Origin of the sequence: Mesohalobacter halotolerans (genome assembly GCF_006120725.1) — a bacterium.
Lineage (GTDB): Bacteria > Bacteroidota > Bacteroidia > Flavobacteriales > Flavobacteriaceae > Psychroflexus > Psychroflexus halotolerans.
On the sequence record NZ_SWMU01000001.1, the window covers coordinates 282,912 to 308,740 of the forward strand.

Below are 25,829 nucleotides of genomic sequence, written 5' to 3' on the forward strand. Positions count from 1 at the left end.
ATTATGAAATCAAATAAAAAAACAAAAATTGTAGCTACGCTAGGGCCGGCAACATCAAAAAAAGAAGTCTTAAAAGATATGATGGAAGCTGGTGTGAATATTTTTAGAATCAATTTTTCGCATGCCAACTATGAAGATGTTGAGCAACGCGTAAAAATGATCAGAGAGCTCAACAAAGAATATGGTTTTAATGCGGGTATTTTAGGAGATTTACAAGGCCCAAAATTACGTGTGGGCGAAATGGAAGAAGGCATAACTGTTCAAAAAGGTGATAAAATCAAATTTAAAACTGGCAAAAGGTTTGTTGGCAACAAAACGTTGGCCTACATGAATTATAAAACCTTTCCTCAAGATGTCAAACCCGGTGAGCGCATTTTGCTGGATGATGGAAAATTGATTTTTGAAGTGCTATCAACAAACAAAGCAGACAGCGTAGAGACAAAAGTGGTGCAAGGCGGACCACTCAAGTCCAATAAAGGCGTTAATCTTCCCAATACAAAAATTTCTCTTCCTGCTCTCACAGAAAAAGATGTCGAAGATGCCAAGTTTGCCTGCAAAGTAGAAGTCGACTGGATGGCACTTTCTTTTGTACGTTATGCTAGCGATTTAAAAGTCCTTCAAAAGCTCATTAAAGAACACAGTGACTACAAAATTCCGATTATTGCCAAAATTGAAAAGCCCGAAGGCGTCAAAAATATTGATAAGATTGCAGCCTATTGTGATGGTTTGATGGTAGCTCGTGGAGATCTTGGTGTTGAAATGCCAGCTCACGAAGTTCCACTCATTCAAAAAGAGCTTGTCCTTAAAGCCAAGTTGGCTAGAATACCTGTCATTATCGCTACACAAATGATGGAAACCATGATTGACAGCCTCACCCCTACACGTGCTGAAGTAAATGATGTCGCTAACTCTGTTATGGATGGCGCCGATGCTGTCATGTTAAGTGGTGAAACTTCTGTGGGAAAATACCCCGTTGAAGTGATTCACAAAATGTGTCAAATCCTTAAAAATGTAGAGAACTCCGAATTAATTAACGTCCCTCATAACCCGCCAAATATCAAAACCAAGCGGTACATTACAAAATCTGTGTGTTATCACGCTGCCCGTATGGCCAATGAAATCGATGCGACAGCCATCTGTACCTTAACCAATAGTGGCTATACCGCTTTTCAAATATCGGCATGGCGTCCTGAAGCCCATATTTTGGCCTTTACATCCAATCCACATATATTGACTCAACTCAGTCTGCTTTGGGGTGTCAAAGCCTTTTATTACAATAAATTTGTAAGTACAGACGCCACAATTGAAGATGTCAACCAAATTGCACATCAAAATAATTTTGTAGAACACGGAGATTACCTGGTCAACCTCGCTTCAATGCCAATTGAAGATAAAGGTATGGTCAATACCTTGCGGGTTTCTGAAATAGAATAAAGTTTTATGTCTAAGCACAAAATTGTCATTGGCCGAACAGATATCGCAGATTTTCCTCTTTTAGGTTTTAACCAAGTTGAAGTTAAAATTGATACCGGCGCATACACTTCCTCTATTCACTGTAAACACATTGAAGAGGTTTCGGGTCAATTGCGTTGTGTGTTTTTAGATGAGAAGCATCCTGAATATAGCCTCAAAACACATACGTTTAATGACTTTAAAACCATTCGTGTTAAAAGCAGTAATGGCATCTCTCAAAAACGTTACGAAATACATTCAAAAATCATATTATTTCATAAAACTTATAGTATTTCGTTGTCCTTAAGCGATCGTCAAGATATGAAGTATCCTGTTTTATTGGGGCGAAAATTTTTAAATCCTAAGTTTGTAGTCGACCCAGCATTGACTAATTTATCACACAAAAACAACATTTATGAATATCAAAATATTATCCAGAAATAGCAAACTTTACTCAACAAAGCGCTTAGTTGAAGCCGCAGAGAAACGCAAGCATAATGTTCAAATTATCGACCCGTTAAAGTGCGATTTAATCATAGAGAAACGCAGTCCAAACGTTTACTACAAGGGCGATTATATCCAAGAGACTGATGCAATAATACCGAGAATCGGCGCTTCAGTCACATTTTATGGTACGGCTGTGGTCCGACAATTTGAAATGATGGGCGCCTTTAGCACCATAGATTCTGAAGCTTTAGTTCGTAGTCGTGACAAATTGAGAAGTCTTCAAGTTTTAACCCGTGCTAAAATTGGCCTGCCAAAAACCGTATTTACCAACTATTCTCGTGATGTAGAAGGTGTCATCCAACACGTTGGCGGCACACCTCTGGTAATTAAACTTTTAGAAGGCACACAAGGCTTAGGTGTGGTTTTGGCCGAAACTAGAAATGCGGCAAAGTCTGTCATCGAAGCCTTTAATGGACTGCAAGCGCGTGTAATTGTACAGGAATTTATCAAAGAAGCCAAAGGCGCAGATATTCGTGTGTTTGTTGTCGATGGTCACGTGGTTGGTGCCATGAAACGTCAAGGTAAAGAAGGCGAATTTCGTTCAAACTTACATCAAGGCGGCTCTGCAGAAGTCATTGAGTTGAGCGACGAAGAAGAAATTGCTGCCATTAAAGCGGCTAAAGCTATGCGGCTCGGTGTCGCCGGTGTAGATTTACTCCAAAGTTCTCGTGGCCCACTTATTTTAGAAGTCAATTCCTCACCAGGCCTAGAAGGCATTGAAAAAGCCACCGGTAAAGATATTGCACGAAAAATTATTCAATATATCGAAAAAAATGTCTAATACACCTTATGTCGACAACCAAAATGTCTTTCATATTTTAGATGAAAAGATATTACCCGGACAACGTAAACGCCTAGACCTGCATACTGCAAAACTCTTTACCACCTCCAGTGTAGAAGTTCCCGTGATTGTAGAGCGCTCTAAAAAAAAGGGACCTGTCGTCTTAGTGACTGCCGGTATTCATGGTGACGAACTCAACGGTGTTGAAATTGTACGCCAGTTTTTGGCTCAAAAAATGAACAGACCACTCATTGGGACCATTATTTGTATTCCGGTTTTAAACGTATTTGGGTTTTTAAATATGCAACGCGAGTTTCCCGACGGCAGAGATTTAAATCGCATCTTCCCGGGCACTAAAAAAGGGCCTTTAGCCAGTCGGTTTGCATATCAACTCACCAATGAAATCTTACCGGCTGTCGATTATGCTTTTGATTTTCACACCGGTGGTGCTAAACGCTTTAATGCAGCTCAGATTAGAATCGCTAAAAATGATTCCACTTTAAAAACACTGGCTGAAGTATTTAATGCACCGTTTACAGTCTATTCTTCAAACATTAAAAAATCATACCGCTCGACCTGTAAGCAACACAATATTCCGGTTTTATTGTATGAAGGCGGCAAATCTGCAGACAACGATCCCGGTATCACTAAGCACGGCTTAGATGGCTTACGCCGGGTTTTGAAACACCTCGGTATGCTCAAAGCGGAGTTTTCGCCCTCAAGACCTACAAAACCTTCAGTTTTTATCCATAAGACCAAATGGATCAGAGCCAAATACAGCGGCCTGCTTCACGTTAAAATCGACATTGGCCAGTGGGTAAACAAAGGCGAAGAAATGGCACATATCACCGATCCGTATGGAGGTTTTAAACATGTTTTAAAAGCTCGTGAAGCGGGCTATGTGATCAATGTAAACCAATCACCCATGGTTTATCAAGGCGATGCCGTATTTCATATTTCAAGACAAGTTGATGATGACCAAAGCTGAAATTAGAAATTTATACAAGCAAAAACGTCAACACTTATCTGCGCTTCAAATAGAAGAAAACAGCATAGCTATTGCCAATCAAGCTTTGCAACTCGATATCTGGCAACACACGTATTACCATTTGTTTTTAAGCATGGCGCGACACAAAGAAGTCGACACCTCAATGCTATTGCACGTCTTACAAGGCAAAGACAAACAAGTCGTGGTCAGTAAAACCCATTTTAAAACGCATTCGCTCAGCCATTTTTTGTTGACCGATGCCACCATCATCAAAGAAAATAGTTTTGGTATTCCCGAGCCTCAAGACGGTTTAGAAGTGCCAGTCCACAAAATTGATGTAGTCTTTGTGCCACTCCTAGCCTTTGACCAAAACGGGCATCGCATAGGTTACGGTCAAGGTTTTTACGACCGCTTTCTCAATGAATGCCGAAACGACACCCTTAAGGTTGGCCTGTCGTTTTTTGAGCCTTTAGACCAAGCCTTACAGCCTCAAACTCACGATGTCGCTCTTGATGTCGTAATCACACCGGAACAGCATTATTGGTTTTGATAAAGCTTGCAAGTTTGCTACTTTACACTACTCAAAAACATCAGCCATTGCTCCTCTAGGCTTTAAATCTCTATCAATTTTTTGATGGGTTGGGGATTATTTGTTAGTTTTAAACTCATTCATATTTAAATGAATCAACTACCATTTTCTTCGAATATTAACATTAGTGCATTATCTAGTGTTTTTAATAATACTTCAGCAACATATAAATTTTATTGGTTTTTAGCAATAATTGAAGAGATAGAAAAGGGGAAAAAAGAAATTGAAAAAAAGAGGTTATTCTCTAGAATGGTAGCAAATGCTTGGTATCCTATTAATTATTTCAAAGTATCTTTTGGGAGTCAAGATAACATTTCTGAAATTATTAAATATCTAGTAAATAATACAGAATTAGCAATTAATGAGGACAAGATAAAAATCTACAAATATTTAATCAATAGCAAAAATTTTAAATTATCTAAAACACTATTTCATTTAGATAAAAATGTTCCACATTGGTTTTTGAGTCCTTGGTTTAGGGGTTATAAAAAAAGTATGATTTATTCTCAATCTAATGAAAATGACTACTATACTATATACAAATTACATAAAAATTTAATTAGTGTTAATGAAAATTGGTTTTCTTATATAAGTGCTAATGCTAAAATCCTGAAAGAATATACATACTGGAACTTGGCTAACTTCTTACAGAAAAAGAATCCATTAACACCAGACATCGTCAGTAAACTCATCAAACCAGCAAAGAGAAATGCTTTAACATATCAGAGAAATAATTTTTGGAATATTTACTTAGATGAAAGCAAAGAAGTTAAGTGTATATTTACTGGTGAAAAATTATCAAAGTCTAATTATGAGTTAGATCATTTTGTTCCATATTCATTTGTATCTCATGATTTAATTTGGAACCTTGTTCCTGTAAAATCTGGTTTTAACAGTTCAAAGAACAATAAATTACCAATTATCGAAAAGCATTTTGATAGCTTTTTTAAAGTACAAAAAGATGCATTGAATCTGCTAGATAACAGGTTAAAAAAAAGATTCAAAGAAGAATATATTACTATATTCAATTCCTTTAAAGCTCCGCAGGACTTTAATTATCAAAAGCTTAAAGATACAATTGAGCCTTTAATTTCCGTTGCAAATAATAATGGATTTGAATTTTTAGAATAATGTCTGAAAATCTAAACTCACACCACACCGCTAAAGAACGCGAGAAAATGTCTTTTCCAACCCGTATTTTATTGGAAAGAAAATTATTTCATGGTAAAATTTTAGATTTTGGATGTGGATTTGGCAAAGATGTTGAAGAACTAAACGCAAAAGGAATTGATATCATCGGTTTTGATCCATATTATCAACCAGATTATCCAAAGAAAAAATTTAACACCATTATTTGTCATTATGTGCTGAATGTTCTTAAAAAGCAAGAACAAGCAAAGGTTTTATTTGAAGTATCCCGATTATTAAAATTTGGAGGTAAAGCCTATTTTAGCGTTAGACGAGATATTAAAAAACAAGGCTTTAGAACCCATTTTATACATAAAGTTAAGACCTACCAAACCAATGTGGTTTTGCCCTTTAAAAGCGTTTATAAAAACGAGAATGTAGAAATTTATGAATACCAACATTATTGCTTTTTAAACCAAAACAAAGCCGATGTTAGTCCTTTTTTTGAGAGATTAGAACCTAAAGAGCAAGTCGGCGAATTAGCAAGTTGTTTTGCTTTTAAAGATAAATATCCAGTATCTAAAGGTCATAGTTTGGTAATTCCAAAACGTGTCGTTTCAAGCTATTTTGATTTGACTTTTAAAGAACAGTCCGCTTGTTGGTTTTTAGTCAATTTAGTTAAGGCAGAACTTCAAAAAACCCATCAGGCTGATGGTTTTAATATTGGTATCAATTCTGGCATTGCTGCTGGACAAACTGTGATGCATTGCCATATCCATATCATTCCTCGCTATCAAGGCGACATAAAAAACCCTCGCGGTGGCATTAGAGGTATTATTCCAAAAAAGAAAGATTATTAAACCTACAAAACTTTTAAAACCCTTACCCGTTTGCTTGAAGTCTTTCCTATGATTTTCTGCCCCTGAGATTGCTTATTACTTTTAACCCATCAACTTTACAACTATCAATAACCAACAACCAATGTTAACTTTAATGTTAATTTTTTTCTTTCATAATATGATATATATCAGCATTTTATAGGTTTTATGTAAAATTAATGTTAGGTAAAAGTAAATAATACGTAAATATATCTTATATTTGTTACCTAAACATTAAATAACAAGACCATGAGAACAATGATGATTATAGCAGCGTGTCTTTTTAGTGGAATGCTATTTGCCCAAGAAAGCAATGTAGATTATTTCAAAAAAGGCGATTTAGTGAAAGGTATTTTTTACTATGATAATGGTGTGATTCAACAAGAAGGCACCTATAAAGATGGTAAACTTCACGGGCAATGGATTGCCTACGATAGAGATGGCAAAAAAAATGCTGTGGCTTACTATCACGAAGGACAAAAAACTGGTAAGTGGTTCTTTTGGCAAGAAAATAAATTGGTAGAAGTCGATTACGACTACAATAAAATTGCACAAGTCACAACTTATAAAAATGAAAGCATTTATGCCATTGAAGAATAGCACAAAACACATTGAGTTTTATTAAAAAACCCGTATTGACAGATACGGGTTTTTTTATGGCTTTACCTCATAGCGATAAGTATAACAAGGTCTTCAGTTAAATTATGACAGTATCGTATTTCCACCGTATAAAGATTTTAGATTCAAAAGACTGCCACGCCTTCCTAAAATTAGGCTCGCAGTGATGTGTATTCTACCTTGTGATTTTCAAAAACGTTTAACTATTATGTTTATATAATCAGTATTTTTGATGACTAATATCATATATTTATCGTATTGCTGTAAGTAATTTTGTGGCTATCCGTACAAACAAAATAATATCAAAACATTTTTAATATGAATACCGTCATAGATTTAAACACCATATTGCAAAACGCTATAAATGCAAGCATGTTTTACCAAGAATTTAAAACCTTAGTCAACGACTTAATTGATAAAGGACAGTCGACAGGACATACTCAAAACGAAGATATGTTGCATTATTCTAAAATGTCTGTCAGACGTATAAAACGTTGGGACAAAACCTTTAAATTTTCAGAAAGCGACAAAACCTTTTTTGAAAATCTATCTCAACCCATAACCTTTTTAGTCATAGCCGAAGGCTGGTGCGGTGATGCAGCTCATGCCCTGCCAATTCTCAACAAAATTGCTGAAACTTCTCCAAACCTCGAACTCAAAGTCGTGTTGAGAGACGATAACGACGAGTTAATGCAAGAGTTTCTGACCAACGGTGGCAAAGCTATTCCCAAACTGATTGCGCTTGATAATAATAACAATGTCCTGTTTACCTGGGGTCCAAGACCTAAAGAAGCCACTGAAATGGTTAAAGCCTACAAAGAAAAGTACGGACAACTCACCCCTGAGTTTAAAGAAGACCTCCAAAAATGGTATAATAAAGATAAGGGTCAAAGCACGGTTAAAGACATCAGAACCCAGTTAGAAGCTGTTGCATTATAGCAGCTTTGTGTTTTCAGCGTCATTGCGAGCAGGCACGACGAAGCCTGCCTCGCCCTCCTAAAGTCGGACTCGCAGTGACGGGTTACTCAATCCAACGCTTCGATAAACTGCTCCAAATTCAAAGCTTGGTCTAATGTAAATTCACCAACAGCTGTTCGTTGCAAAGCAGACAAATATGCCCCACTGTCTAAAGCTTGTCCAAAATCATGTGCTAAGCTACGAATATAAGTGCCTTTGCTGCACTGCACTTTAAATTGGACTTTGGGCAAGTCAACAGCTGTGATATCAAACCTCGTAATTTCAACTTCACGCTTGGGAATATCAACCGCTTCGCCTTGTCTAGCATACTCGTAGAGGCGTTTGCCATCTTTTTTTAAAGCGGAGAAAATAGGTGGTTGTTGTTGTATTTTACCCGTAAAATCTTGACTTTTAGCCTTTATCCTGTCCTCGTTCAAGTGATTAATAGGAAATTCAGCATCAATTTCGGTTTCCATATCAAAGGAAGGTCTCGTGGCGCCAAAGGTGATTTCACCCGTGTAAGTTTTGGGTTGTCCCATCAATTCGGGTATAGTTTTGGTGGCTTTTCCCGTACAAATAATGACTAAGCCTGTGGCCAAAGGATCGAGCGTGCCGGCATGACCCACTTTTATTTTTTTGAGGTGATATTGTTGCTTGATCAACCAACGCACTTTGTTGACCAATTGGAACGACGTCCAACGTAAAGGTTTGTCAAAACATAATACGGCACCATTGAGGAAATTGTCTTTTGAAAATTCAGAGGGATTCAAGCTCAAATCTTAAGATTTCTTCTTTTTGGGATTGAGTAGAATGGCGTAGACCTCTATTGCAAACCCAATAATAACGATGCTCGGCGCCAGACGAATACGTCGTGGGCTAAAAATATCAGGGTTAAACACTTCCGGGTCATCACTACCGCCACCACTCATAAGTATAAACCCGATGGCAATCACTACCAAGCCAATGATCATAAACACATAGTTTTTGCGCTTAAAAATAAAGGCGTTTTTTTTCTGTGTTTTCAACTCTTCTTTGCGTTTGCTTTCTCCACCCATAATTTTAATAGTATAATTCGTCAGTTTTCAAATTTAAAAAACGCTGTGTTGCCAAAAACGTGCTAAACCAGGTGATGAGCACACCCAGCAAAAATACAGCAATAAATAATCCACCAAGCAACAGTTCATTGACCAACAAGTCAAGCTCCGGATAGCTTTGGTCTAAAAAGTATAGTACCGCAGCCATGCTTAATAGGGCCAAGACCGCACCAAGCATGCCCAGTTTTACGCTTTTCCAAATGAAAGGCCTGCGAATAAAGCTTTTGGTGGCACCGACCATTTGCATGGTTTTAATCACAAAGCGTTTTGAGTAAACCGAAAGCCGGATAGAACTGTTGATCAGCAGTACAGCGATGAATGTAAAAATACCACAAATCACTAACACCCAAAAACTGATTTTCTTGATGTTATTATTCAACAAAGCAATTAAAGGTTTATCATAAACAATCTCAGCGACAAAGTCTTTTTCAGACAAATCGCGCGCAATCTCTGCCAGTTGGACTTCATTGACATAATCTGCATTAAAGTACACGTCAATCGACTGCGGCAAAGGATTGGCGTCGCCCAAAAAATTCATAAAATCTTCACCAATGTCCTGTTTGTAAATTTCAGCCGCTTCCTCTTTTGAAGTATACACAGTGTTTTTTGTGTAGTCTGCTAATGCCAGTTGCTTCTGCAATTGGTCAATCTCGATTTCCTTAGCCTGGTCTTTAAGGTAAATGCTCATGGCGATTTGCTCCTTAAAATGGTTGGCCACTTTCTGGGTATTAATTACTAAAATACCCAGCAAACCCACCAAAAATAGAACCAGACCGATACTGATCACTACTGAAATGTAGGATGAAATGAGTCGGCGTTTTTGATATTTTTCAAATGATCTGGCCACACGTTAAATTTTGGTAAAAATATAAAACTCTTAGTTGAAACGCTCTAATGTTGTATTTATTTTTTGGTGCTTCATCTCGCTTTTCATTTCAACGCCGCATACCCCTGACTATAAATCTAATTTCACTAGGACTTTCATAAAATCAAGCCCTATCTCAAAGATTTATATGTCATGGGTCTTTACGGGGTTTTCATTGCAATCGAGAGCGCAGGATGCTGACTTTAAATACCTTAGGCTCGTTTTCAATTAAAAACAACTATTGTATATTGTAACGATCTCCTTGTAATCTTTTCGCTTTAACTCGCCTTGACCGATTTTACTTGTCAAAACAGGGCAATTACTAAAATAATCTAAGGCTTCTTTCTCAAATGATTTAAGCGCATTAGCGTTAAATAAATAATTTAGTTTTTTTTCGTCCTGCTTTTTGGCATAAATAAGTGTTCCACTTCGGTAGACCGAAGTATCCTGAGACCAGTAATCATAATCATCTGTATATAAGTGTACTTTACCCTCAGCTTCGATTTTTACCAGGATTAAACCCTGAATTTTAACTTTTATATAGGTGTATTTGAATTTTTTTGATTCGCATTGTTGGTTATTTCAAAATAATCCACTTGCTTTTTCTTAAATTTTTTCTTTTTAGCTTCTTCATTTTCTTTAAATTTAAGCTTATTGCTCAGGGAAATTCCACTCAGCAAATCATCAGAAGCATCATCAAACTTCACTAGCCCAACCAGCGTATCCTTATTCTTTAGCACAAGTTTGCCCTCATGCCATTTATTGGCAAAAGTGCCTTCAGATCCTAATTTAATCTGTGCCATCATAGATAATGATAAGAATAAAACAAAGGCTGAAAGGATTAAGCGTTTCATAGGATATTTTTGGGTTCAAAAATACAGGTATTGTCTACAATAGCGTATTTTTACGAACATTATTTTTTAAAAAAGGTACCGTAGGTCAATGGCAAATACACTAATTTTCAGAAGCGTTAAACGGGGCTTACCATTCATATTACGAGAGCATCATTTCTCAAATCCTCGACAAACATTTTGCAGTGATCGTTAACTTTTTTGAAGCAGACCATCTGGAAAATTTACACTGTCAAATTCAATCCCTTTATGACAATGATGCGTTAAAAAAAGCCGCGATTGGTAAACATTTTGACGAACACATCAAAACTGAAATTAGGGGCGATTACATTCAATGGATCAATGAAAGTTCCGATATCACTGTGGTACAACAATTTTTTCAAGTCATCAATCACTTTGTAGATTATCTCAACAGAACCTGTTTTATGGGAATCCTGCACAAGGAATTTCATTATGCCGTGTATCCCAAAGGGCGTTTTTACAAAAGACATCTTGACACTTTTGACAACGACCAAAGGCGAAAGCTCTCTATGGTACTTTACCTCAATAAGATATGGACTCCTAAAAATGGTGGAGATTTGGTGGTTTACACTCAGGATTACCCTCAGGAAAGGGCAATAAGCGTTGTCCCGAAGTTTGGGCGATTGGTGATTTTTGAAAGTTCTGTATTAGAGCACGAAGTCAAACCAGTAGTTGAAGGTGTACGATTGAGTATCACCGGTTGGTTGAAAGTCAGGTAAAATTGAAATTATTCCTTTTTTAATGTCTGATTGATTATTATCATATTATTTTTAAGATCTTTTTAAGATATTTGTATTTCACGATTATCTTTTCTCATGGCTTTAAACTTTCTTTTCTATCGTAAGTCCCTAATCGCTTTGACGGGTTTGTTTCTGTGTGTATTTTTAGTGGTTCACCTTTCAGCGAATGCCATTTTGTTATTGCCCAATGATATCGCTTCAGAACTCTATAATAGCTATTCGCATACGTTAAGAGAAAATCCACTAATCACCGTGGTGGCTTATGTTTTGTATATTTCAATTGTCCTACATGCGGTTGTGGCGCTATTGATAACCTTGCACAATCGAAAAGCCAAACCCCAAAAGTATATCATGGATAAAAGCCAACAAAACAGCTCCTGGTATTCTAAAAATATGGGTATTTTAGGAACGCTAATCTTGATTTTTATCATCATCCATTTAGCTAATTTTTGGGCCAGAATAAAGTTAGGCATTGGTGAAGAAGTCCTGCTTGACAAGAATGGTTACAAAGATGTGTTTAGCGTCACGTATGAATTATTTCAAAACATTTGGTTTGTTCTTTTTTATAGTATCCTAGCAATTCCTTTGGCATTTCACCTCTATCACGGATTAAAAAGTGGTTTTAAAACGTTAGGCTTTTACCATAAAAAAGGACTGAGAATACTAGCGAAAGTTTCGCTTATTTACGCTATCATCATGGGCGTTGGTTTTGGTATCATCCCCATCGTAGTTTATTTTAAATAGTTAAATCATGCTCAATTCTAAAATTCCTGAAGGCAAACTCGAAGACAAATGGCGTAATTACCAATTGCAGTCAAAGTTGATCAATCCGGCCAATCGAAAAAAACTCAGCGTTATCGTTGTAGGCTCAGGACTTTCTGGTGCTGGTGCCGCCAGTACGCTTGCCGAACTTGGATACGATGTGCAATGCTTTTGTTATCAGGATTCTGCACGCAGAGCCCACTCCGTTGCCGCACAAGGCGGCATCAATGCGGCAAAAAACTACCAACACGATGGCGATAGTGTATATCGTATGTTTTACGATACCTTAAAAGGTGGAGATTTCCGTTCCAGAGAAGCCAACACGTATCGGTTGGCAGAATTATCTGCACCGCTTATCGACCACTATGTTCAGCAAGGTGTTCCATTTGCGCGGGAATACGGTGGAACTTTAGTCAATCGAAGTTTTGGTGGTGTTCAAGTTCAGCGAACGTTCTACGCGCGGGGTCAAACCGGCCAACAATTGCTCATGGCGGCTTATTCTCAGCTGTATAAGATGGTGAAAGCCAAAAAAGTGACCATGCACGCCAGGAGTGAAATGATGGATTTAGTACTTATAAATGGTAAAGCCAAAGGCATCATTGTAAGGAATTTAGTGACAGGACAACTTGAACGCTACGCTGCAGATGCTGTGGTTTTAGCTACAGGCGGATATTCTCGTGTGTTCAGATTATCAACCTTAGCCATAGGCTGTAATGGCAGTGCAATCTGGAAAGCCCATAAGAAAGGCGCTTACTTTGCCGGACCCAGTTTTACCCAAATTCATCCTACTGCTTTACCTCAATCAAGTGAAGCTCAATCTAAGTTGACGCTGATGTCAGAATCCTTAAGAAATGATGGGCGAATCTGGGTGCCTAAAGCAAAAAGCGATGAGCGACCGGCAAACGAGATTCCCGAAGATGAACGGGACTATTATCTCGAGCGCAGGTATCCGAGTTTTGGGAACTTAGCGCCAAGAGACATTGCCTCTCGAGCGGCAAAAGAACGTATTGACGCCGGTCATGGTGTTGGGCGATTAAAAAATGCCGTGTATTTAGATTTCAAACATGCTATAGAACGCCTTGGTTTGGATACCATCAAAGATCGTTACGGCAACCTGTTCAAAATGTATAAAAAAATTACCGGTATAGATGCTTATAAACAACCCATGATGATTTCCCCGGCTGCACACTTTTCAATGGGTGGTTTGTGGGTAGATTATGAATTGATGACTTCTATTTCAGGTCTGTATGCGGTCGGTGAGTGCAATTATTCTGATCATGGCGCCAATCGCCTTGGTGCAAATTCGCTCTTGCAAGCCAGTGTCGATGGGTATTTTATTTTACCCAATACCATCAACAATTACCTGGCTGATGAAATGAAAGTTAATCAACCAGACTTAAATCATGAAGCATTTGATAAGGCTGAAAGAGAGGTCAAGTCAAACATAGACAAGCTGTTGAATATCAATGGTAGCAAAACTGTAGACCATTTTCATCGGGAATTAGGCAAGATCATGTGGAATGAATGTGCCATGAGCCGAAATGAGAAAGGGCTTAAAGAGGCTATCACACAAATACAAAACATCAAAGAAGAGTTTTGGAATGATGTTAATGTCACCGGTCAAGGTGATGAGATGAACACCGAGCTGGAAAAAGCCTATCGTCTGGCAGATTTCATTGAACTCGGAATTTTGATGTGTAAAGACGCATTACAAAGAGAAGAATCCTGCGGCGCACACTTCAGAGAAGAATATCAAACTAAAGATGGAGAAGCTGTTCGAGTAGATGATGAATATTCTTATGTTTCCGCCTGGGAATATGGTGAAGATAAATTTAAGTTACATAAAGAGCACTTAAACTTTGAATTCGTAAACCCAACAGTTCGAAGTTATAAATAAATAGAACAAAATGAAGATAACGTTTAAAATTTGGAGACAGAAAAATAGCGATTCAAAAGGGACACTAAAAACCTATGACGTCGATGGATTAACAGAAGACATGTCATTTTTAGAAGCCTTAGACCACCTCAATGAACAGCTGGTTTTAAAAAATGAAGAAGTCATAGCCTATGAATACGATTGCAGAGAAGGCATTTGCGGGCAATGCGGCGTGTTCATCAACGGGCGAGCTCACGGTCCACACGACCATATGACCACCTGCCAGTTGCACATGCGTAGCTTTAAAGACGGCGATACCATTGTGGTGGAACCTTGGAGAGCAAAGTCTTTTCCTATTATTAAAGACTTGATTGTCGACCGCTCGGCATTTGACAGAATCATAGAAGAAGGCGCATACATCAGTTCCAAAACGGGAACCGCGCCTGAATCAAACGCCATACCTATTCCAAAAGCTAAAGCAGATAAAGCCATGGATGCTGCCGCTTGTATTGGCTGTGGCGCTTGTGTAGCGACCTGCAAAAATTCTTCAGCTGCGTTGTTTACTTCAGCCAAGATTAATCATTTAAATTCACTACCACAAGGAAAAGCCGAAGAGCACGAACGTGTGGAAGCCATGACCTGGCAGATGAAAGAAGAAGGTTTCGGCAGTTGCACCTTTACCGGAGCTTGTGAAGTAGAATGCCCGGAAGCCATTTCGATCACCAACATTGCCGAAATGAATGCGAGGAAGCTAAAGGCTAAATTGTTAGGATAACTATATACGCTTAAATTTAATTTCAAAAGTCGTCCCTTTATCGACTTCACTAAACAAGACTTTTATTTTTCCGTTATGATAACCTTCAATGATGCGTTTTGCTAAGGATAAGCCTAAACCCCAACCTCTTGTTTTTGTTGAGTACCCCGGTTTGAAAACGGTTTTAAAATTGGACAGCGCAATCCCTTTCCCATCATCTTTTACCAAAATTCTCACCCATTTACCACTTCTCACCAATTCTATTTGAAGGTGACCTTTCCCTTTCATGGCATCGATAGCATTTTTTACAAGGTTTTCTATAGTCCAACTATATAGTGGTTTATTAAGCATCACAAAAGTGGGTTCATCGGGTAAGTCAATTTTAAAGTCAACCAGATTCGAACTTCGTTTTTTAAGGTAATCGAAAGTTTGCCGCGTCACTTCAACAATATCAGTTTTTTCTAGTTTGATTTGAGATCCCACTTTAGAAAATCTTTCTGTAATCGTGTGTAATCGGTCTATATCTTTTTCTATCTCAACAATATAGTCCTCGCTGACGCCTTCGTCTTTGAGAATTTCTAACCAACCGACCAATGACGATAAGGGCGTCCCAATTTGATGAGCGGTTTCTTTAGCCATTCCAGCCCATAGTTTGTTTTTTTCACTTTCTTGAGAGGTCGTATAGAAAAAATAAAGTAAGCCTATAAAGAGTAGGATAATTAAGAGTAAAATGATCGGGTAGTATTTTATTTTTGTGAGCACTTCAGAGTTACCATAATATAAAGTTTGGTTGTCTTCGCCCTGAAGATTAATCGATAAGGGAGCATTGTCAGCTTTAATGCTGTTGAGGTAGTTGTAAAGTTTTACGGAGTCTTTTTTAACTTCTTTGGGCAAATTTACACTAGTGACAATTTCTCCTTCTTTATTGACTATAATTCCTGGAATATTGGTGTTGCTATTTTGAATTTTTCTGACCAACTCTCTATAGTTGGACTCATCATCAACATTTATGGCTTTTATGGCATCGGATAGGATTTCCATCTTTTCGCGCTCATCGGCTTTGATACGCTCATAAAACAGGGTGATACTCCAGGCGGTTAAACCCACAATGATTATTGAAGCTACAGCAATAAATATTCGTAAAGCTTTGGTGTTTTTAAACATTTAGTCTAATCTGTTTTTGGAACCCATTTGACTTCTTTGGCTTTGGCTTTTTTACCCCAATACCGGGATAATACAAACAAAAAATCAGATAGACGATTAATGTATTTTAACACATTAACGTTGACTTCTTCTTGCTCGTGAAGTGCGGTTACGCGACGTTCGGCTCTTCTACAAACACATCGTCCAACGTGACAAAATGATACCACTGGATGACCACCTGGCAACAAAAAGTGGGTCATTTCAGGTAACTCTTCATTCATCTCGTCCATAGCTTGTTCTAATGCTTCAATATCGTGATCTTTAATTTTTGGAAGTTTAAAGCGGTCTTCCCCTTGTTTGTCTTTCAGTTTTTCTGGCTCTGTCGCCAAAATAGAGCCGATACTAAATAACCGGTCTTGAATGTGGTGAAGCAAACCCAAATCTTCTCCCTCTGGGCTATGATCTTTAATGACACCTATATAAGAATTGAGTTCGTCAATAGTGCCATAGCTTTCTATACGCAAATCGTGTTTGGGTACTCGACTTCCACTGAATAAAGACGTTTGGCCTTTATCACCGGTCTTGGTGTATATTTTCATGTCTCTTGATCTTTTTGTTTTTTCTTTTTCTTAAAATAGTTTTTAGTGAAATGACGCTTATCACGGTCATATCTTAATTTTTTGTTGCGTTTGTTATTGAGTAAAACTAACACAAACAAAACGGCAATCACCACAACTAATAGGATAAGCTGGGTTTCTTCAGAAAGGTTTTTTAAAAAATCCATTGAATTCAATTTAAAATAAGCAGCGAATCTTAAAATCTTGCTTGCTCAATTCAGGCTTAAAAAATACTATTCCCCAAAAATACAAATCTATACTCACTTTAACTTTGTCATCTCGACAGATTGTTTGCCAAGCCTCCTGCATGCCTTTAGACCAATAGATGTCATCTAAAATGATGAGGCTATTGTCGTGAATATGATTCTTTAACGTTGAGAAATATTGTAATGTTGCATTCTTTTGATGATGCCCATCAAGATAAACTAAATCATAGGTTTTATCTTTTGGTAGTTGGCTTAAAAAGGACTGGAATTCGGTGGTGTGAACTTGGATATGCTTCAAATTATGGTTTTCAAAATAGTGTTTAGCAAAATTTGAGGTATTGGGACAGGCATCTACAGTTTCTACTTTGTTGTTTGGCTGATTAGCAGCCAAAGCTAAGCTTCCTAAGCCCACTGAAGTCCCAAGTTCTAGACTAAGGTTAATATTAAAATAATCTACAATTTTTTGCATTAATTTAGATTGGTGCCAACCCATACCGGCATTTTTTGCAATTTTACTTACTGGTCTGCGACTTGTTTTAAAATGCTGTGAGCCTTCTCCTCTGTCCAGCATTTGAAGACTTTGCTGAGATTGTAGCGCAGGTTTTCTTAAACTGCGCAGCAATTTTAAAGCATCCTGAGAAGTTCGACTGTATAAACAACGGGTGACAAAAGCATAGACAAAAGGTGAATGAACGCCGTGCTCATTGGTAGATTTGAGCAAAAATTGAAAGAAGGTTTTTATCCTAAACCACAGCATATTGATGAGTTTAAAGCGAAATTACTATAAAAAATGATATTGGCTTAAAACTGACGCTTGTCATTTTAAAGTTTTACGCTACATCATAAATTTGATATTCTTTATAAAACCAAACCTTATGCAATATCTTATCCCTTTTGTAGATTGGACCAATGGCGCCATTATGATGACCTTAATTTTTGGGCTTGTCATCGCAGGCCTTGTAGGTTTTGTGATCTACTTTATCAACTCCGCAGGTAAAAAAGATGCTAAAAACAAAAATAAGGAAGCTTAAATGTATGACATTTCAATCATTCGCTAAAATTGATCTCCTTTACGACTATAATCGATGAAGAAAAATCAGGGTGTGAGCTATTAAAAAGTTTGTAAAAGTTTTTTGATCGATTGAATTGATAAATTACCCCTTTAACTTCAACTGATTAGTCAATTTCAATTTTTGAAATTAAGTCGTCATAGTTTGTAAAATCTATTTTGGATAAAGCAGCAAAATGCATTGCATAATTTTGATCTCTTAAAGTCTACCCAATACTGGAATCTGATTTGTTGATAGTTTCTATTTTTGCTGTTAAGAAATCATCCATTTCCTTCTCTTTGGGTTGATGGCACGAAAAAATAACTCCAAATAATAAGATGACAAAAATTAAGTTATGTAATCTTTTCATCAAAATAAATTTTAGGTTCAAGGCTAAAATTACAAAAAAATTGGATATCAATTTTGCATAGGAATACCGGTATCCCAACGGAATCCAATACCTCCTCTAATCCATACACCACTGCCAAACTTATGGGGTCGATCTAAACCAAAGGACTGTGGTAAATCAAAATGTGGTGCAAAATTTTTCATTCCTTTTACTGTACTGCGGTGTAAAATACGCAAGCCTTGTTTATCTCTTGGCATATGGGCCGCTTTGGAAGCCCGATGGGCAACAGCCATATTATCGATAAACACGCAATCATTATCCTGGTATTCAAACGTCATGGCATATCCATTATCCATGCCTTGGTTAAGAATATCGTTATAGGTATGGCACAATTTTTTTAACTCTTCGTTGTCCAGCAGTCTAAAGCTGTCTTGGTCTGGTAGCTTTTCAATAACCGCACCGGTCATCCCCAAATGCAACCAAATGGATTTTCGCCCGGATATAAGGTGTTTATGCACTAAAGGATGTACCACTCCGGAATTAGAGTTTACCGAGGAAAGTCTGTTCCAATAGGATTGTATATCATAAGGAAGGGCATCATAAGCAGCACCCTGATGGGCAAATTCAGTTCCTCCTCCATTCTCTGCTGGGCGAATGATATGATACCCGGAATGAGAAAACGTCTTTGAGACAAAACTTCCATCATTATGCCATTGTGGCCCTACACCAGTAATACCGTGCGCAGGATCGTTTGATAAACGAAAGATATGTCGGTTTGCATTAGGTGTTTCAGGATGTACACCATGTGTGCTTAGCAATTCTTTTCCGCCCCACCAACAGCTTGCCCGTAAAAAATCATCTTCGCTGATTTGCTTTTCATTCTTAAAAACGAGAAAACCGCGATTGGCCATTTCCATTTCAAGTGCACTGATAACTTCATCAGATGGCGGTTGCTTGGCCGATAAATCAATTCCTTCTACTCTGGCGCCTAGCGGAGTAAGGGCTGTGATTTTACCACCGCTTTTTTCGATTAAGGCTTTATTCTTCAGGTTGATTTTTGGTATAAGTGACATTTCTGAGTTGATTTTAATATAAAATAATTAAAAATTTGGTTACAGATAAATTTTTAGTAAAGAATTTATAAATCTTAAAATAAAATATTTAAATCTCCGCAACTCTGTTAATTCGTTTGATATTTACAATTATAAGTTTTACTTTTAAGTTAATGTTTTTAGGAGTACGAGATAAAAAATAATGTTATATAACATATAGTTGGTTAATAAATTCATCAATTTGATATGAAAAAAAATATTACATGTAAATTACAAATGTTGATTTGTATTGCCATTGCCGTAGGACTTTTTTATAGCTGTAAAGCCCATAAAATTGATAAAAGCAAAACCAAAATTAAGAATAAGGCAATTTTAGATTCTTTGTATGCATTGAAATCGTACTACGTTGATGTAAACACAGCTTATCCATTTAATACCTCATCATACTCACAGGTTGCGAACACTCTTTTGAGAAATAATGCAGGAAACACTGCTAATAGAATAGACCTGTCTGGCGATGGTAACTATTTAGAAATTCAAAATGATTCGGTTAAAGCTTATTTACCTTTTTTTGGTGAACAGCGGTTAAGTGCTGGTGATTATGGCGGTAGAGACCTTAGCATAAAGATTGATGAGCCAGTTGACGAATTGTTAAAGCAAATAGACTCAAAAAAAGATAAACTAACATTAAAATTTAGCACTAAACAAGATGGTTCTGATAATGATAAATATAAAATTATAATTGATATTTTTCCAAACGAGAACGTATCTGTCAAAATTATGCCAGTGTATCGCACGTTTATGAGATATGATGGACATTTAAACACAGAAAACGATAAGAAATAAAGCAAGACATAGCGAATTTTTATTGAAGCATTGATAAATAATTAAAATCCTATTTCGTAACTCTAAATTCAGCAAGTTTTTAATTTAAGAAATTATGGGCATACGGCAGACATCGAATATGTCTAGGTTAATACTTTTAAAAAAAGTGTTAGTCAACTATTGGAGTATCGTTATAGGTTAAATAAAGTTTTAGACATTCATTTCAGAACTGGAAATAATCGCTTCAATAATTTGTCTTTACCCTTAAACTATTCTTCTATATCTGATGATAAATCATTACAGAATTTGGATGATTTAACCTATAATCCTTAATAAATCTTAGAAAAAAGAGCTCAAATTTGTAAGTGTAAATATAGAAAAACATTACTTTAGCTTTTTTCAAATTAAACAATCAAATGAAGTCTCTAAGTAGAAAATTGATAGCCATAATAGGCGTATTAGTATTTGTTTTGCAAGGCTGTTCCGGCACCAAAGTGCTTAGCGCATGGAAAGCTGAAGACAATATCGTTAATAAATTTAAGGAAAGCAACGTTTTGGTTATAGCCCGAACTTCAAACAACCAAGCCAGAATAGAGTTTGAAAGCGCAATTACACAAGAATTAAAGTCACGTGGCATAAAAGCAACCCCAAGTTTTTCTAAAGCGCCTAAAATCTACCCTAAAAAGGAAATTACAGAAGAACGCGTCGCCTTTATAAAAGAGCTGTTAGGTTACGAAGGTTTTGATGCTATTGTACTTACCGTAATCAAAGACAAATCACAATCTATACAAACGTCTTCTAGCGGGATATTTGTAGGCGCTTCATACAATAACTTCTATCCCGGCTATTACGGTACATTTTTCGACTACTATGCATATCCCTATGCTTACGGTCCTTACTATAATTCCTTTGGAGGTTATATCCCAACTTCTAGCTCTACTTACGTCGTCACAGATTATGTTTTAGAAACTGTAGCCTACAACTTAGATGAAGAAAAAAATGATCAACTGGTTGCAGTCGTTACCACAGAATTGAACGATCCTAAAAACGCTCATAAAGCCGCAGGAAAATATGTAGAGAAAATTATGATGAGTTTAGAAAAGAATAAATAATGTATAGTAATATTAAACCGATGAGCTGAATTTGGTGTAGGGTAAAAAATGATAATATAAAGTAACTTTTTAGACTAATAATAAAATATCAATTGGATTTAAAAAATAAGAGATCTGACACCCCAATTCTGCATTTATGAAAAAGTACGCCTTAATTATACTGATAGGATTTTTTTACAGCGTCCATTCACAAACCAGTATTGAATTCACACCTATTTTTGGATTCACGATAAATGGAAATGTAGACACCTTCAACAGCGATTTCAATATCAGTGATGATATTTCATATGGAGGTTTGGTGACAGTGATGTTAAGTGACTATATGGGTTTTGAGCTAAGCTACAAACGTTCAAATAATGAAGTAAGAGAGTTTTTCTTTCCCACAGCAACACAATTCCGATACGACGCTGGTATAGAGCATTACCAAATTGGCTTTCAGAGAGTATTCAGCACTGAAGAATTTCAGCCTTTTGCTCTAGGCTCATTGGGTGCATCACGATACTTTAGACGAGATAATAAAAATGATATTTTAGCTTTCTCCATGACCTTTGGAGGAGGATTTAAGTATTTTTTTAATGACAATTTTGGGTTAAGACTTCAATCCAATCTTATTTTACCCCTAGAATTTGGTGGAGCTGGGTTTTTCTGTGGTATTGGCTCTGCGGGTGGAAGCTGTGGCACTACGGCATCATTTTATGTCCCGACAGTGCACTGGGAAAGCTCCATTGGTCTTATTTATAAAATGAATTAATAAATAAACATATGAGTGACTTAAAATCTATTATTAATGCTTTGGTATTGCTTTTGGCTCTTGTAGTTTCTGCTCAGGAAGAAGAAAAAAGTATATGGCCAAAAGATATTGATACTAAAGCCGGAACAATTACAATTTACCAGCCTGAAAATTCAAGCTATGTCAACAACCATTTAAAGTCTAATCTGGCGTTTGCCTACAAAAAAGAAAATGAAGATCCTGTGTTTGGAATGCTATGGGTAGATACCTTATTAGATGTAGACAGAACAACTAGAGAAGCTTCTCTAGTTTCTGTAGAAGTAGAAGAGGTGCGGTTTGCTGATGAGGTTACAGATGAGCAGAAAAATAAACTCGAAGCCCTCATCAATGCTGAAGTCCCCCAATGGGATATACAATTCCCGCTAGATGATTTGATTGCCAGCTTAGAGGAGGTCAGTGTAACGGAAGATAAATATAAAAATACACCTCCACATATCTATTTTGAAAAAGAACCCACTGTACTCATTTCTATTGACGGTGAACCTAAGTTAAAAGATATTGAAGAGGGTTATGCTTTAGTTCAAAACTCTGGGTCATTTATACTTGAAGATTCCAAATCAAATACATATTATTTACGTGGAGGCGAATTCTGGTATAACTCAAAAAATGTAACCGGGCCCTACGAATCGGCCGAAAAAATACCTGAAAAGGTGAAAAAAATAGCCAAAAAAGCGCAACCGGAAGATGAAACAGTAGAAGACACAAAAAGCGAAGAAGATGAATATGAGGGTAAACAACCCAAAATAAAAATAGTCACTGAGCCATCAGAATTAATCGTATTTGATGGTGATCCAAAATATACTCCTATTCAAAATACAAACCTGTTGTATGTAGCCAATACAGAAAGTGACATTTTTATGAATATTAAGGGGCAGAGTTATTTTCTCCTGATTTCTGGTCGTTGGTACACGACCAAAGATTTAAAAGGCGACTGGACTTTTATCAAATCACAAGATCTGCCTGAAGATTTTCGAAATATAGATAGTGAGAGTAAAAAAGCAGACGTCTTGGCCAATGTTTTTGGTACTGAAGAAGCTAAGAATGCCGTCTATGATGCTCAATTGCCCCAAACAGCATCTGTAGATAGAGATACAAAGGCAAATAAAGTTGTATATAATGGTACGCCTGAGTTCAAAAGCATAGAAAATCTAAAGTTGAAATATGCGGTTAATACTGAAAGTGCTGTATTTCTTGACAACAAGATTTATTATCTTTGCGATAATGCAATTTGGTTTAAATCCAACACACCTAATGGCCCCTGGATTGTTTCTGATGAACGACCTGATGATATAGAAGATATTCCGGCATCCAACCCAAAATATAACACAAAATATGTTTATATATATGAAGCGTCTCCCACGGTAGTTTATGTTGGGTATACCCCAGGTTACCATGGCAGCTATTACAATGGGTTTAATGTTGTTTATGGCACTGGATATTACTATAATCCGTGGTACAATAGCTATTATTATCACCATCACTACACTTGGGGTTTTTCTGTAAGGTATAATCCCTGGTATGGCTGGAGTGTTGGTTTTAGGTTCGGCTCTCCTTACGGCTGGTATGGATATAGTTATTGGGGTGCTGGCTATAACCACTGGGGACCACCGTACTACCGGCCCGCATATTACAACCGCAGGTATCATCAAAGAAGAGCTTATCCCATGTACAGAGGAAGAAATGGTGTAAGTCATTATAATAGATCATCTACATTACCTTCAAGGTATAGAGACAATAGATCTGGTGGACGTTCTAATATCAGACCAAATACGCGTCCAAATACTAAGCCAACCACTCGACCCACCAATCGCCCTTCTTACAACAGGCCTACTACGCGACCTTATACAAATCGACATACCCCAAATTACCGATCAAGTTCTAGACCAACTAACAGACCAATAGCCAGCCCATCCGCGAGATCGTTTAACCAAGGAGGAAGAATGATGCCTAGAAGAAGATAGACTTTAAAAAGTACATCGTGGAAATATGCTATTATATAATAGCCATTTGTCTTACATACTTTCTTGTAAAAAAGAACATTATGAGCCCGTAACACCTGGAAAAAAATAATAATTTAAAGCGACTTTGTCTTGCAATTCTGTTAATGGAACTCAGGATTATTATCGTAGAGTCCGCTTAGAGAGTCATCAAAGGCCTACAAATAGAAATAGACTATCAACCAGATGAATAGCCAAGGAGCACAAACCCAAGCAATGTCATACACGCAAAAATAAAACATTAGAAGTAGTTCTAAACTTTGATGCAAGAGGCTCACCAATATTGTGAATAGAAGAACATAAAGAATAAATACAACAAAAAGTTACAATAAAGGTAAAAATCATAATAGAAAAAATATGCCATATAAATCTCTTATCGTTGAAAGCGCTTATCGGTAATTTTACACAAAAAGCTATCTAAATATTAAAAAATTAATTATTTTTGAACATAGCAAATCATTTAAAAATAGTAGTATTATGAAACATTTTAATACGTCTAATACTCCTATAAGACTAATAGGCATAATCTCGATGGCCTTTCTTATAACTTTAATGGGTTGTTATCCTGACGAACCAGAATATGTTGAGGAATACGATATTGCTTATTCCAATTATTCACCCGATTTTAGTTTTAGTGATAGTTATACCTATTCTTTACCAGCAGGTGTTCTCGCGATTGACGATAACCGTGATCCCGAAGATCCACCTGAGTTTATAGATGATGTATTTGGTAATACCATTTTGGAGCGTATCAGAGAAAACCTCAATGCGGAGGGATGGACAGAAGTCAGTGAAGATGCCAATCCTGATTTGATTATACTGCCGTCTGCATTTGAAACAGAGTTCCTGTATTTCTATAATCCTGATTATTGGTGTTGGTATTATTCATGTTGGGGGTGGTGGTATCCTGGTTATTTTCCTGGTTATGTTTCCGGATTTAAAACAGGTACCGTGTTTATTCAAATGGCTGACCCTAATGGTGTAGAAAATGATGATGTGCCTGTTGTATGGGTGGGTGCTTTAAATGGTTTACTTCAAGGCAGTAACAATAATACTATAGGTAGAATAGAGAGAAACCTAGACCAAGTTTTTTCTCAACCCCCTTTTGATTAATTTTATAAAATATTCTTATGAGAAAGACCGTAATAACAGTTTCCTTGCTATTGTGTTTTGCAGTATCTGTTTCTGCTCAAAATAAATTTTCTGTAACTTACAACTTGGCATTTCCTTCAGGCAACACTTCAGATTTATTTGAATCGACCAGTTGGCGGGGAGTGAATTTCGATTATCACCATTTTCTAAGTGATGAGTTTGCGATTGGTTTTAGCACAGGTTGGCAAATATTTAGTGATGAATTGGGGTTTGTTACTGAAACTTCAGGAACAGAAACTTTATCTGGATTTCGCTATAATTACTTAAATAGCTACCCAATATTGCTCACAGGGAGTTATTTTTTTAATCCTGACAATCAATTTAGTCCCTATGCTTCAATTGGCTTAGGCTTTGTTTACAATGAACTAAACGAAGATATCGGAATACTAACTTTTGAAAAAACTGGATGGCCTTTCAGTGTGCGTCCTGAAATAGGAATAGATTATGAGTTGGTTTACAATTTAGGTCTTCGAGCTTCATTTAAATATAATTATGTAGCCTCTGGAGATGAATTGCCTAGTTTGCCCTATTTCGCTTTTAATATAGGATTGGTTTGGACTAATTAGAAAACTGTTTCTGATTTTAATTTGCGGTTTTTAACTTCTTAATTAGTCCTTTTTTTCTTGGGAGAAAAGATTGAATATACGAATAAAATTCTAAGACAATACTAACCTAA

30 protein-coding genes are annotated in these 25,829 nt (G+C 36.8%); 20 read left to right on the forward strand and 10 right to left on the reverse strand.

The window, feature by feature from the left end:
• The first annotated feature begins 3 nt into the window (after positions 1-3).
• The 9 genes from pyk to FCN74_RS01330 all read left to right on the forward strand — a co-directional run bounded on the left by pyk (position 4) and on the right by FCN74_RS01330 (position 7,880).
• Positions 4-1,434: a pyruvate kinase gene (gene pyk, locus FCN74_RS01290; RefSeq protein WP_138930783.1), complete on the forward strand. Its 1,431-nt coding sequence runs from the start codon at positions 4-6 to the stop codon at positions 1,432-1,434.
• A 6-nt stretch (positions 1,435-1,440) separates the two neighbouring features.
• Complete coding sequence (locus tag FCN74_RS01295; RefSeq protein WP_138930784.1) at positions 1,441-1,896, forward strand: ATP-dependent zinc protease family protein; 456 nt, start codon at positions 1,441-1,443, stop codon at positions 1,894-1,896.
• Positions 1,868-2,740: a 30S ribosomal protein S6--L-glutamate ligase gene (gene rimK, locus FCN74_RS01300; RefSeq protein WP_138930785.1), complete on the forward strand. Its 873-nt coding sequence runs from the start codon at positions 1,868-1,870 to the stop codon at positions 2,738-2,740. Before FCN74_RS01295 ends, rimK begins: the two co-directional genes overlap by 29 nt.
• Entirely contained in the window at positions 2,733-3,728 is a 996-nt protein-coding gene (locus FCN74_RS01305) for a succinylglutamate desuccinylase/aspartoacylase family protein (protein ID WP_138930786.1), read from the forward strand. Before rimK ends, FCN74_RS01305 begins: the two co-directional genes overlap by 8 nt.
• Positions 3,712-4,278, forward strand: coding sequence for a 5-formyltetrahydrofolate cyclo-ligase (locus FCN74_RS01310; protein ID WP_317128755.1), 567 nt, complete (start codon positions 3,712-3,714; stop codon positions 4,276-4,278). The genes FCN74_RS01305 and FCN74_RS01310 overlap by 17 nt, the downstream gene beginning before the upstream one ends.
• 129 nt (positions 4,279-4,407) lie before the next feature.
• Positions 4,408-5,448, forward strand: a complete 1,041-nt coding sequence (locus FCN74_RS01315) for an HNH endonuclease domain-containing protein (RefSeq protein WP_138930787.1) — start codon at positions 4,408-4,410, stop codon at positions 5,446-5,448.
• On the forward strand, positions 5,448-6,305 hold the full coding sequence (locus FCN74_RS01320) for an HIT family protein (RefSeq protein WP_138930788.1): 858 nt from the start codon (positions 5,448-5,450) through the stop codon (positions 6,303-6,305). The genes FCN74_RS01315 and FCN74_RS01320 overlap by 1 nt, the downstream gene beginning before the upstream one ends.
• Before the next feature lie 267 nt (positions 6,306-6,572).
• A complete protein-coding gene (locus FCN74_RS01325; protein WP_138930789.1) occupies positions 6,573-6,923 on the forward strand; it encodes a toxin-antitoxin system YwqK family antitoxin in 351 nt (116 codons plus the stop codon).
• A 336-nt stretch (positions 6,924-7,259) separates the two neighbouring features.
• Entirely contained in the window at positions 7,260-7,880 is a 621-nt protein-coding gene (locus tag FCN74_RS01330; protein ID WP_138930790.1) for a thioredoxin family protein, read from the forward strand.
• A gap of 86 nt (positions 7,881-7,966) precedes the next feature.
• Here FCN74_RS01330 and truB read toward each other — a convergent pair whose 3' ends face one another.
• From truB to FCN74_RS01350, 4 genes are all read right to left on the reverse strand, one after another.
• Complete coding sequence (gene truB / locus FCN74_RS01335; protein WP_138931392.1) at positions 7,967-8,668, reverse strand: tRNA pseudouridine(55) synthase TruB; 702 nt, start codon at positions 8,666-8,668, stop codon at positions 7,967-7,969.
• A gap of 9 nt (positions 8,669-8,677) precedes the next feature.
• Positions 8,678-8,953, reverse strand: coding sequence for a DUF3098 domain-containing protein (locus FCN74_RS01340; RefSeq protein WP_138930791.1), 276 nt, complete (start codon positions 8,951-8,953; stop codon positions 8,678-8,680).
• A 4-nt stretch (positions 8,954-8,957) separates the two neighbouring features.
• Positions 8,958-9,839 (reverse strand): cell division protein FtsX, encoded by an 882-nt coding sequence (locus tag FCN74_RS01345; protein ID WP_138930792.1) that lies wholly within the window; start codon positions 9,837-9,839, stop codon positions 8,958-8,960.
• A 554-nt stretch (positions 9,840-10,393) separates the two neighbouring features.
• Positions 10,394-10,711 (reverse strand): hypothetical protein, encoded by a 318-nt coding sequence (locus FCN74_RS01350; RefSeq protein WP_138930793.1) that lies wholly within the window; start codon positions 10,709-10,711, stop codon positions 10,394-10,396.
• A 182-nt stretch (positions 10,712-10,893) separates the two neighbouring features.
• On the opposite strand from FCN74_RS01350, the gene FCN74_RS01355 reads away from it, so the two are divergent.
• The 4 genes from FCN74_RS01355 to FCN74_RS01370 all read left to right on the forward strand — a co-directional run bounded on the left by FCN74_RS01355 (position 10,894) and on the right by FCN74_RS01370 (position 14,882).
• Positions 10,894-11,448 (forward strand): 2OG-Fe(II) oxygenase, encoded by a 555-nt coding sequence (locus FCN74_RS01355; protein ID WP_246062528.1) that lies wholly within the window; start codon positions 10,894-10,896, stop codon positions 11,446-11,448.
• A 96-nt stretch (positions 11,449-11,544) separates the two neighbouring features.
• Entirely contained in the window at positions 11,545-12,213 is a 669-nt protein-coding gene (locus FCN74_RS01360; protein ID WP_138930795.1) for a succinate dehydrogenase cytochrome b subunit, read from the forward strand.
• Between the two features lie 7 nt (positions 12,214-12,220).
• Positions 12,221-14,128: a fumarate reductase/succinate dehydrogenase flavoprotein subunit gene (locus FCN74_RS01365; RefSeq protein WP_394348016.1), complete on the forward strand. Its 1,908-nt coding sequence runs from the start codon at positions 12,221-12,223 to the stop codon at positions 14,126-14,128.
• Between the two features lie 10 nt (positions 14,129-14,138).
• A complete protein-coding gene (locus FCN74_RS01370; protein ID WP_138930797.1) occupies positions 14,139-14,882 on the forward strand; it encodes a succinate dehydrogenase/fumarate reductase iron-sulfur subunit in 744 nt (247 codons plus the stop codon).
• On the opposite strand, the gene FCN74_RS01375 is transcribed toward FCN74_RS01370, so the two are convergent.
• Genes FCN74_RS01375 through FCN74_RS01390 form a run of 4 tightly spaced genes read right to left on the reverse strand, consistent with a single transcriptional unit; the run spans position 14,883 to position 17,584 of the window.
• Positions 14,883-16,025, reverse strand: a complete 1,143-nt coding sequence (locus FCN74_RS01375) for a sensor histidine kinase (protein ID WP_138930798.1) — start codon at positions 16,023-16,025, stop codon at positions 14,883-14,885.
• A 5-nt stretch (positions 16,026-16,030) separates the two neighbouring features.
• Entirely contained in the window at positions 16,031-16,603 is a 573-nt protein-coding gene (locus FCN74_RS01380; protein WP_138930799.1) for a cob(I)yrinic acid a,c-diamide adenosyltransferase, read from the reverse strand.
• The gene (locus FCN74_RS01385; protein ID WP_138930800.1) at positions 16,600-16,788 is read right to left on the reverse strand and encodes a hypothetical protein; all 189 of its coding nucleotides are present in this window, start codon (positions 16,786-16,788) and stop codon (positions 16,600-16,602) included. The genes FCN74_RS01380 and FCN74_RS01385 overlap by 4 nt, the downstream gene beginning before the upstream one ends.
• Positions 16,789-16,798: 10 nt before the next feature.
• Positions 16,799-17,584: an O-methyltransferase gene (locus FCN74_RS01390; RefSeq protein ID WP_138930801.1), complete on the reverse strand. Its 786-nt coding sequence runs from the start codon at positions 17,582-17,584 to the stop codon at positions 16,799-16,801.
• Between the two features lie 118 nt (positions 17,585-17,702).
• Between FCN74_RS01390 and FCN74_RS11990 the strand changes: the two genes are divergently transcribed.
• Positions 17,703-17,858, forward strand: coding sequence for a hypothetical protein (locus FCN74_RS11990; RefSeq protein ID WP_171047081.1), 156 nt, complete (start codon positions 17,703-17,705; stop codon positions 17,856-17,858).
• 244 nt (positions 17,859-18,102) lie between these two features.
• Here the strand turns inward: FCN74_RS11990 and FCN74_RS11995 are convergent, their stop codons facing one another.
• Both FCN74_RS11995 and FCN74_RS01395 read right to left on the reverse strand, forming a co-directional pair.
• Positions 18,103-18,246 (reverse strand): hypothetical protein, encoded by a 144-nt coding sequence (locus tag FCN74_RS11995; RefSeq protein WP_171047082.1) that lies wholly within the window; start codon positions 18,244-18,246, stop codon positions 18,103-18,105.
• A gap of 47 nt (positions 18,247-18,293) precedes the next feature.
• Complete coding sequence (locus FCN74_RS01395) at positions 18,294-19,298, reverse strand: TauD/TfdA dioxygenase family protein (protein ID WP_138930802.1); 1,005 nt, start codon at positions 19,296-19,298, stop codon at positions 18,294-18,296.
• A 225-nt stretch (positions 19,299-19,523) separates the two neighbouring features.
• Between FCN74_RS01395 and FCN74_RS01400 the strand changes: the two genes are divergently transcribed.
• The 6 genes from FCN74_RS01400 (at position 19,524) to FCN74_RS01425 (ending at position 25,719) form a co-directional block, all read left to right on the forward strand.
• Positions 19,524-20,123, forward strand: a complete 600-nt coding sequence (locus tag FCN74_RS01400; protein WP_138930803.1) for a DUF4251 domain-containing protein — start codon at positions 19,524-19,526, stop codon at positions 20,121-20,123.
• A gap of 395 nt (positions 20,124-20,518) precedes the next feature.
• Positions 20,519-21,214: a hypothetical protein gene (locus tag FCN74_RS01405; protein WP_138930804.1), complete on the forward strand. Its 696-nt coding sequence runs from the start codon at positions 20,519-20,521 to the stop codon at positions 21,212-21,214.
• Positions 21,215-21,350: 136 nt separating this feature from the next.
• Positions 21,351-21,965, forward strand: coding sequence for an outer membrane beta-barrel protein (locus FCN74_RS01410; RefSeq protein WP_138930805.1), 615 nt, complete (start codon positions 21,351-21,353; stop codon positions 21,963-21,965).
• Between the two features lie 11 nt (positions 21,966-21,976).
• A complete protein-coding gene (locus tag FCN74_RS01415; RefSeq protein ID WP_138930806.1) occupies positions 21,977-23,965 on the forward strand; it encodes a hypothetical protein in 1,989 nt (662 codons plus the stop codon).
• Between the two features lie 513 nt (positions 23,966-24,478).
• Positions 24,479-25,114: a DUF4136 domain-containing protein gene (locus FCN74_RS01420; protein ID WP_138930807.1), complete on the forward strand. Its 636-nt coding sequence runs from the start codon at positions 24,479-24,481 to the stop codon at positions 25,112-25,114.
• A 17-nt stretch (positions 25,115-25,131) separates the two neighbouring features.
• Positions 25,132-25,719, forward strand: coding sequence for an outer membrane beta-barrel protein (locus FCN74_RS01425; RefSeq protein WP_138930808.1), 588 nt, complete (start codon positions 25,132-25,134; stop codon positions 25,717-25,719).
• The last annotated feature ends 110 nt before the right edge of the window (positions 25,720-25,829 follow it).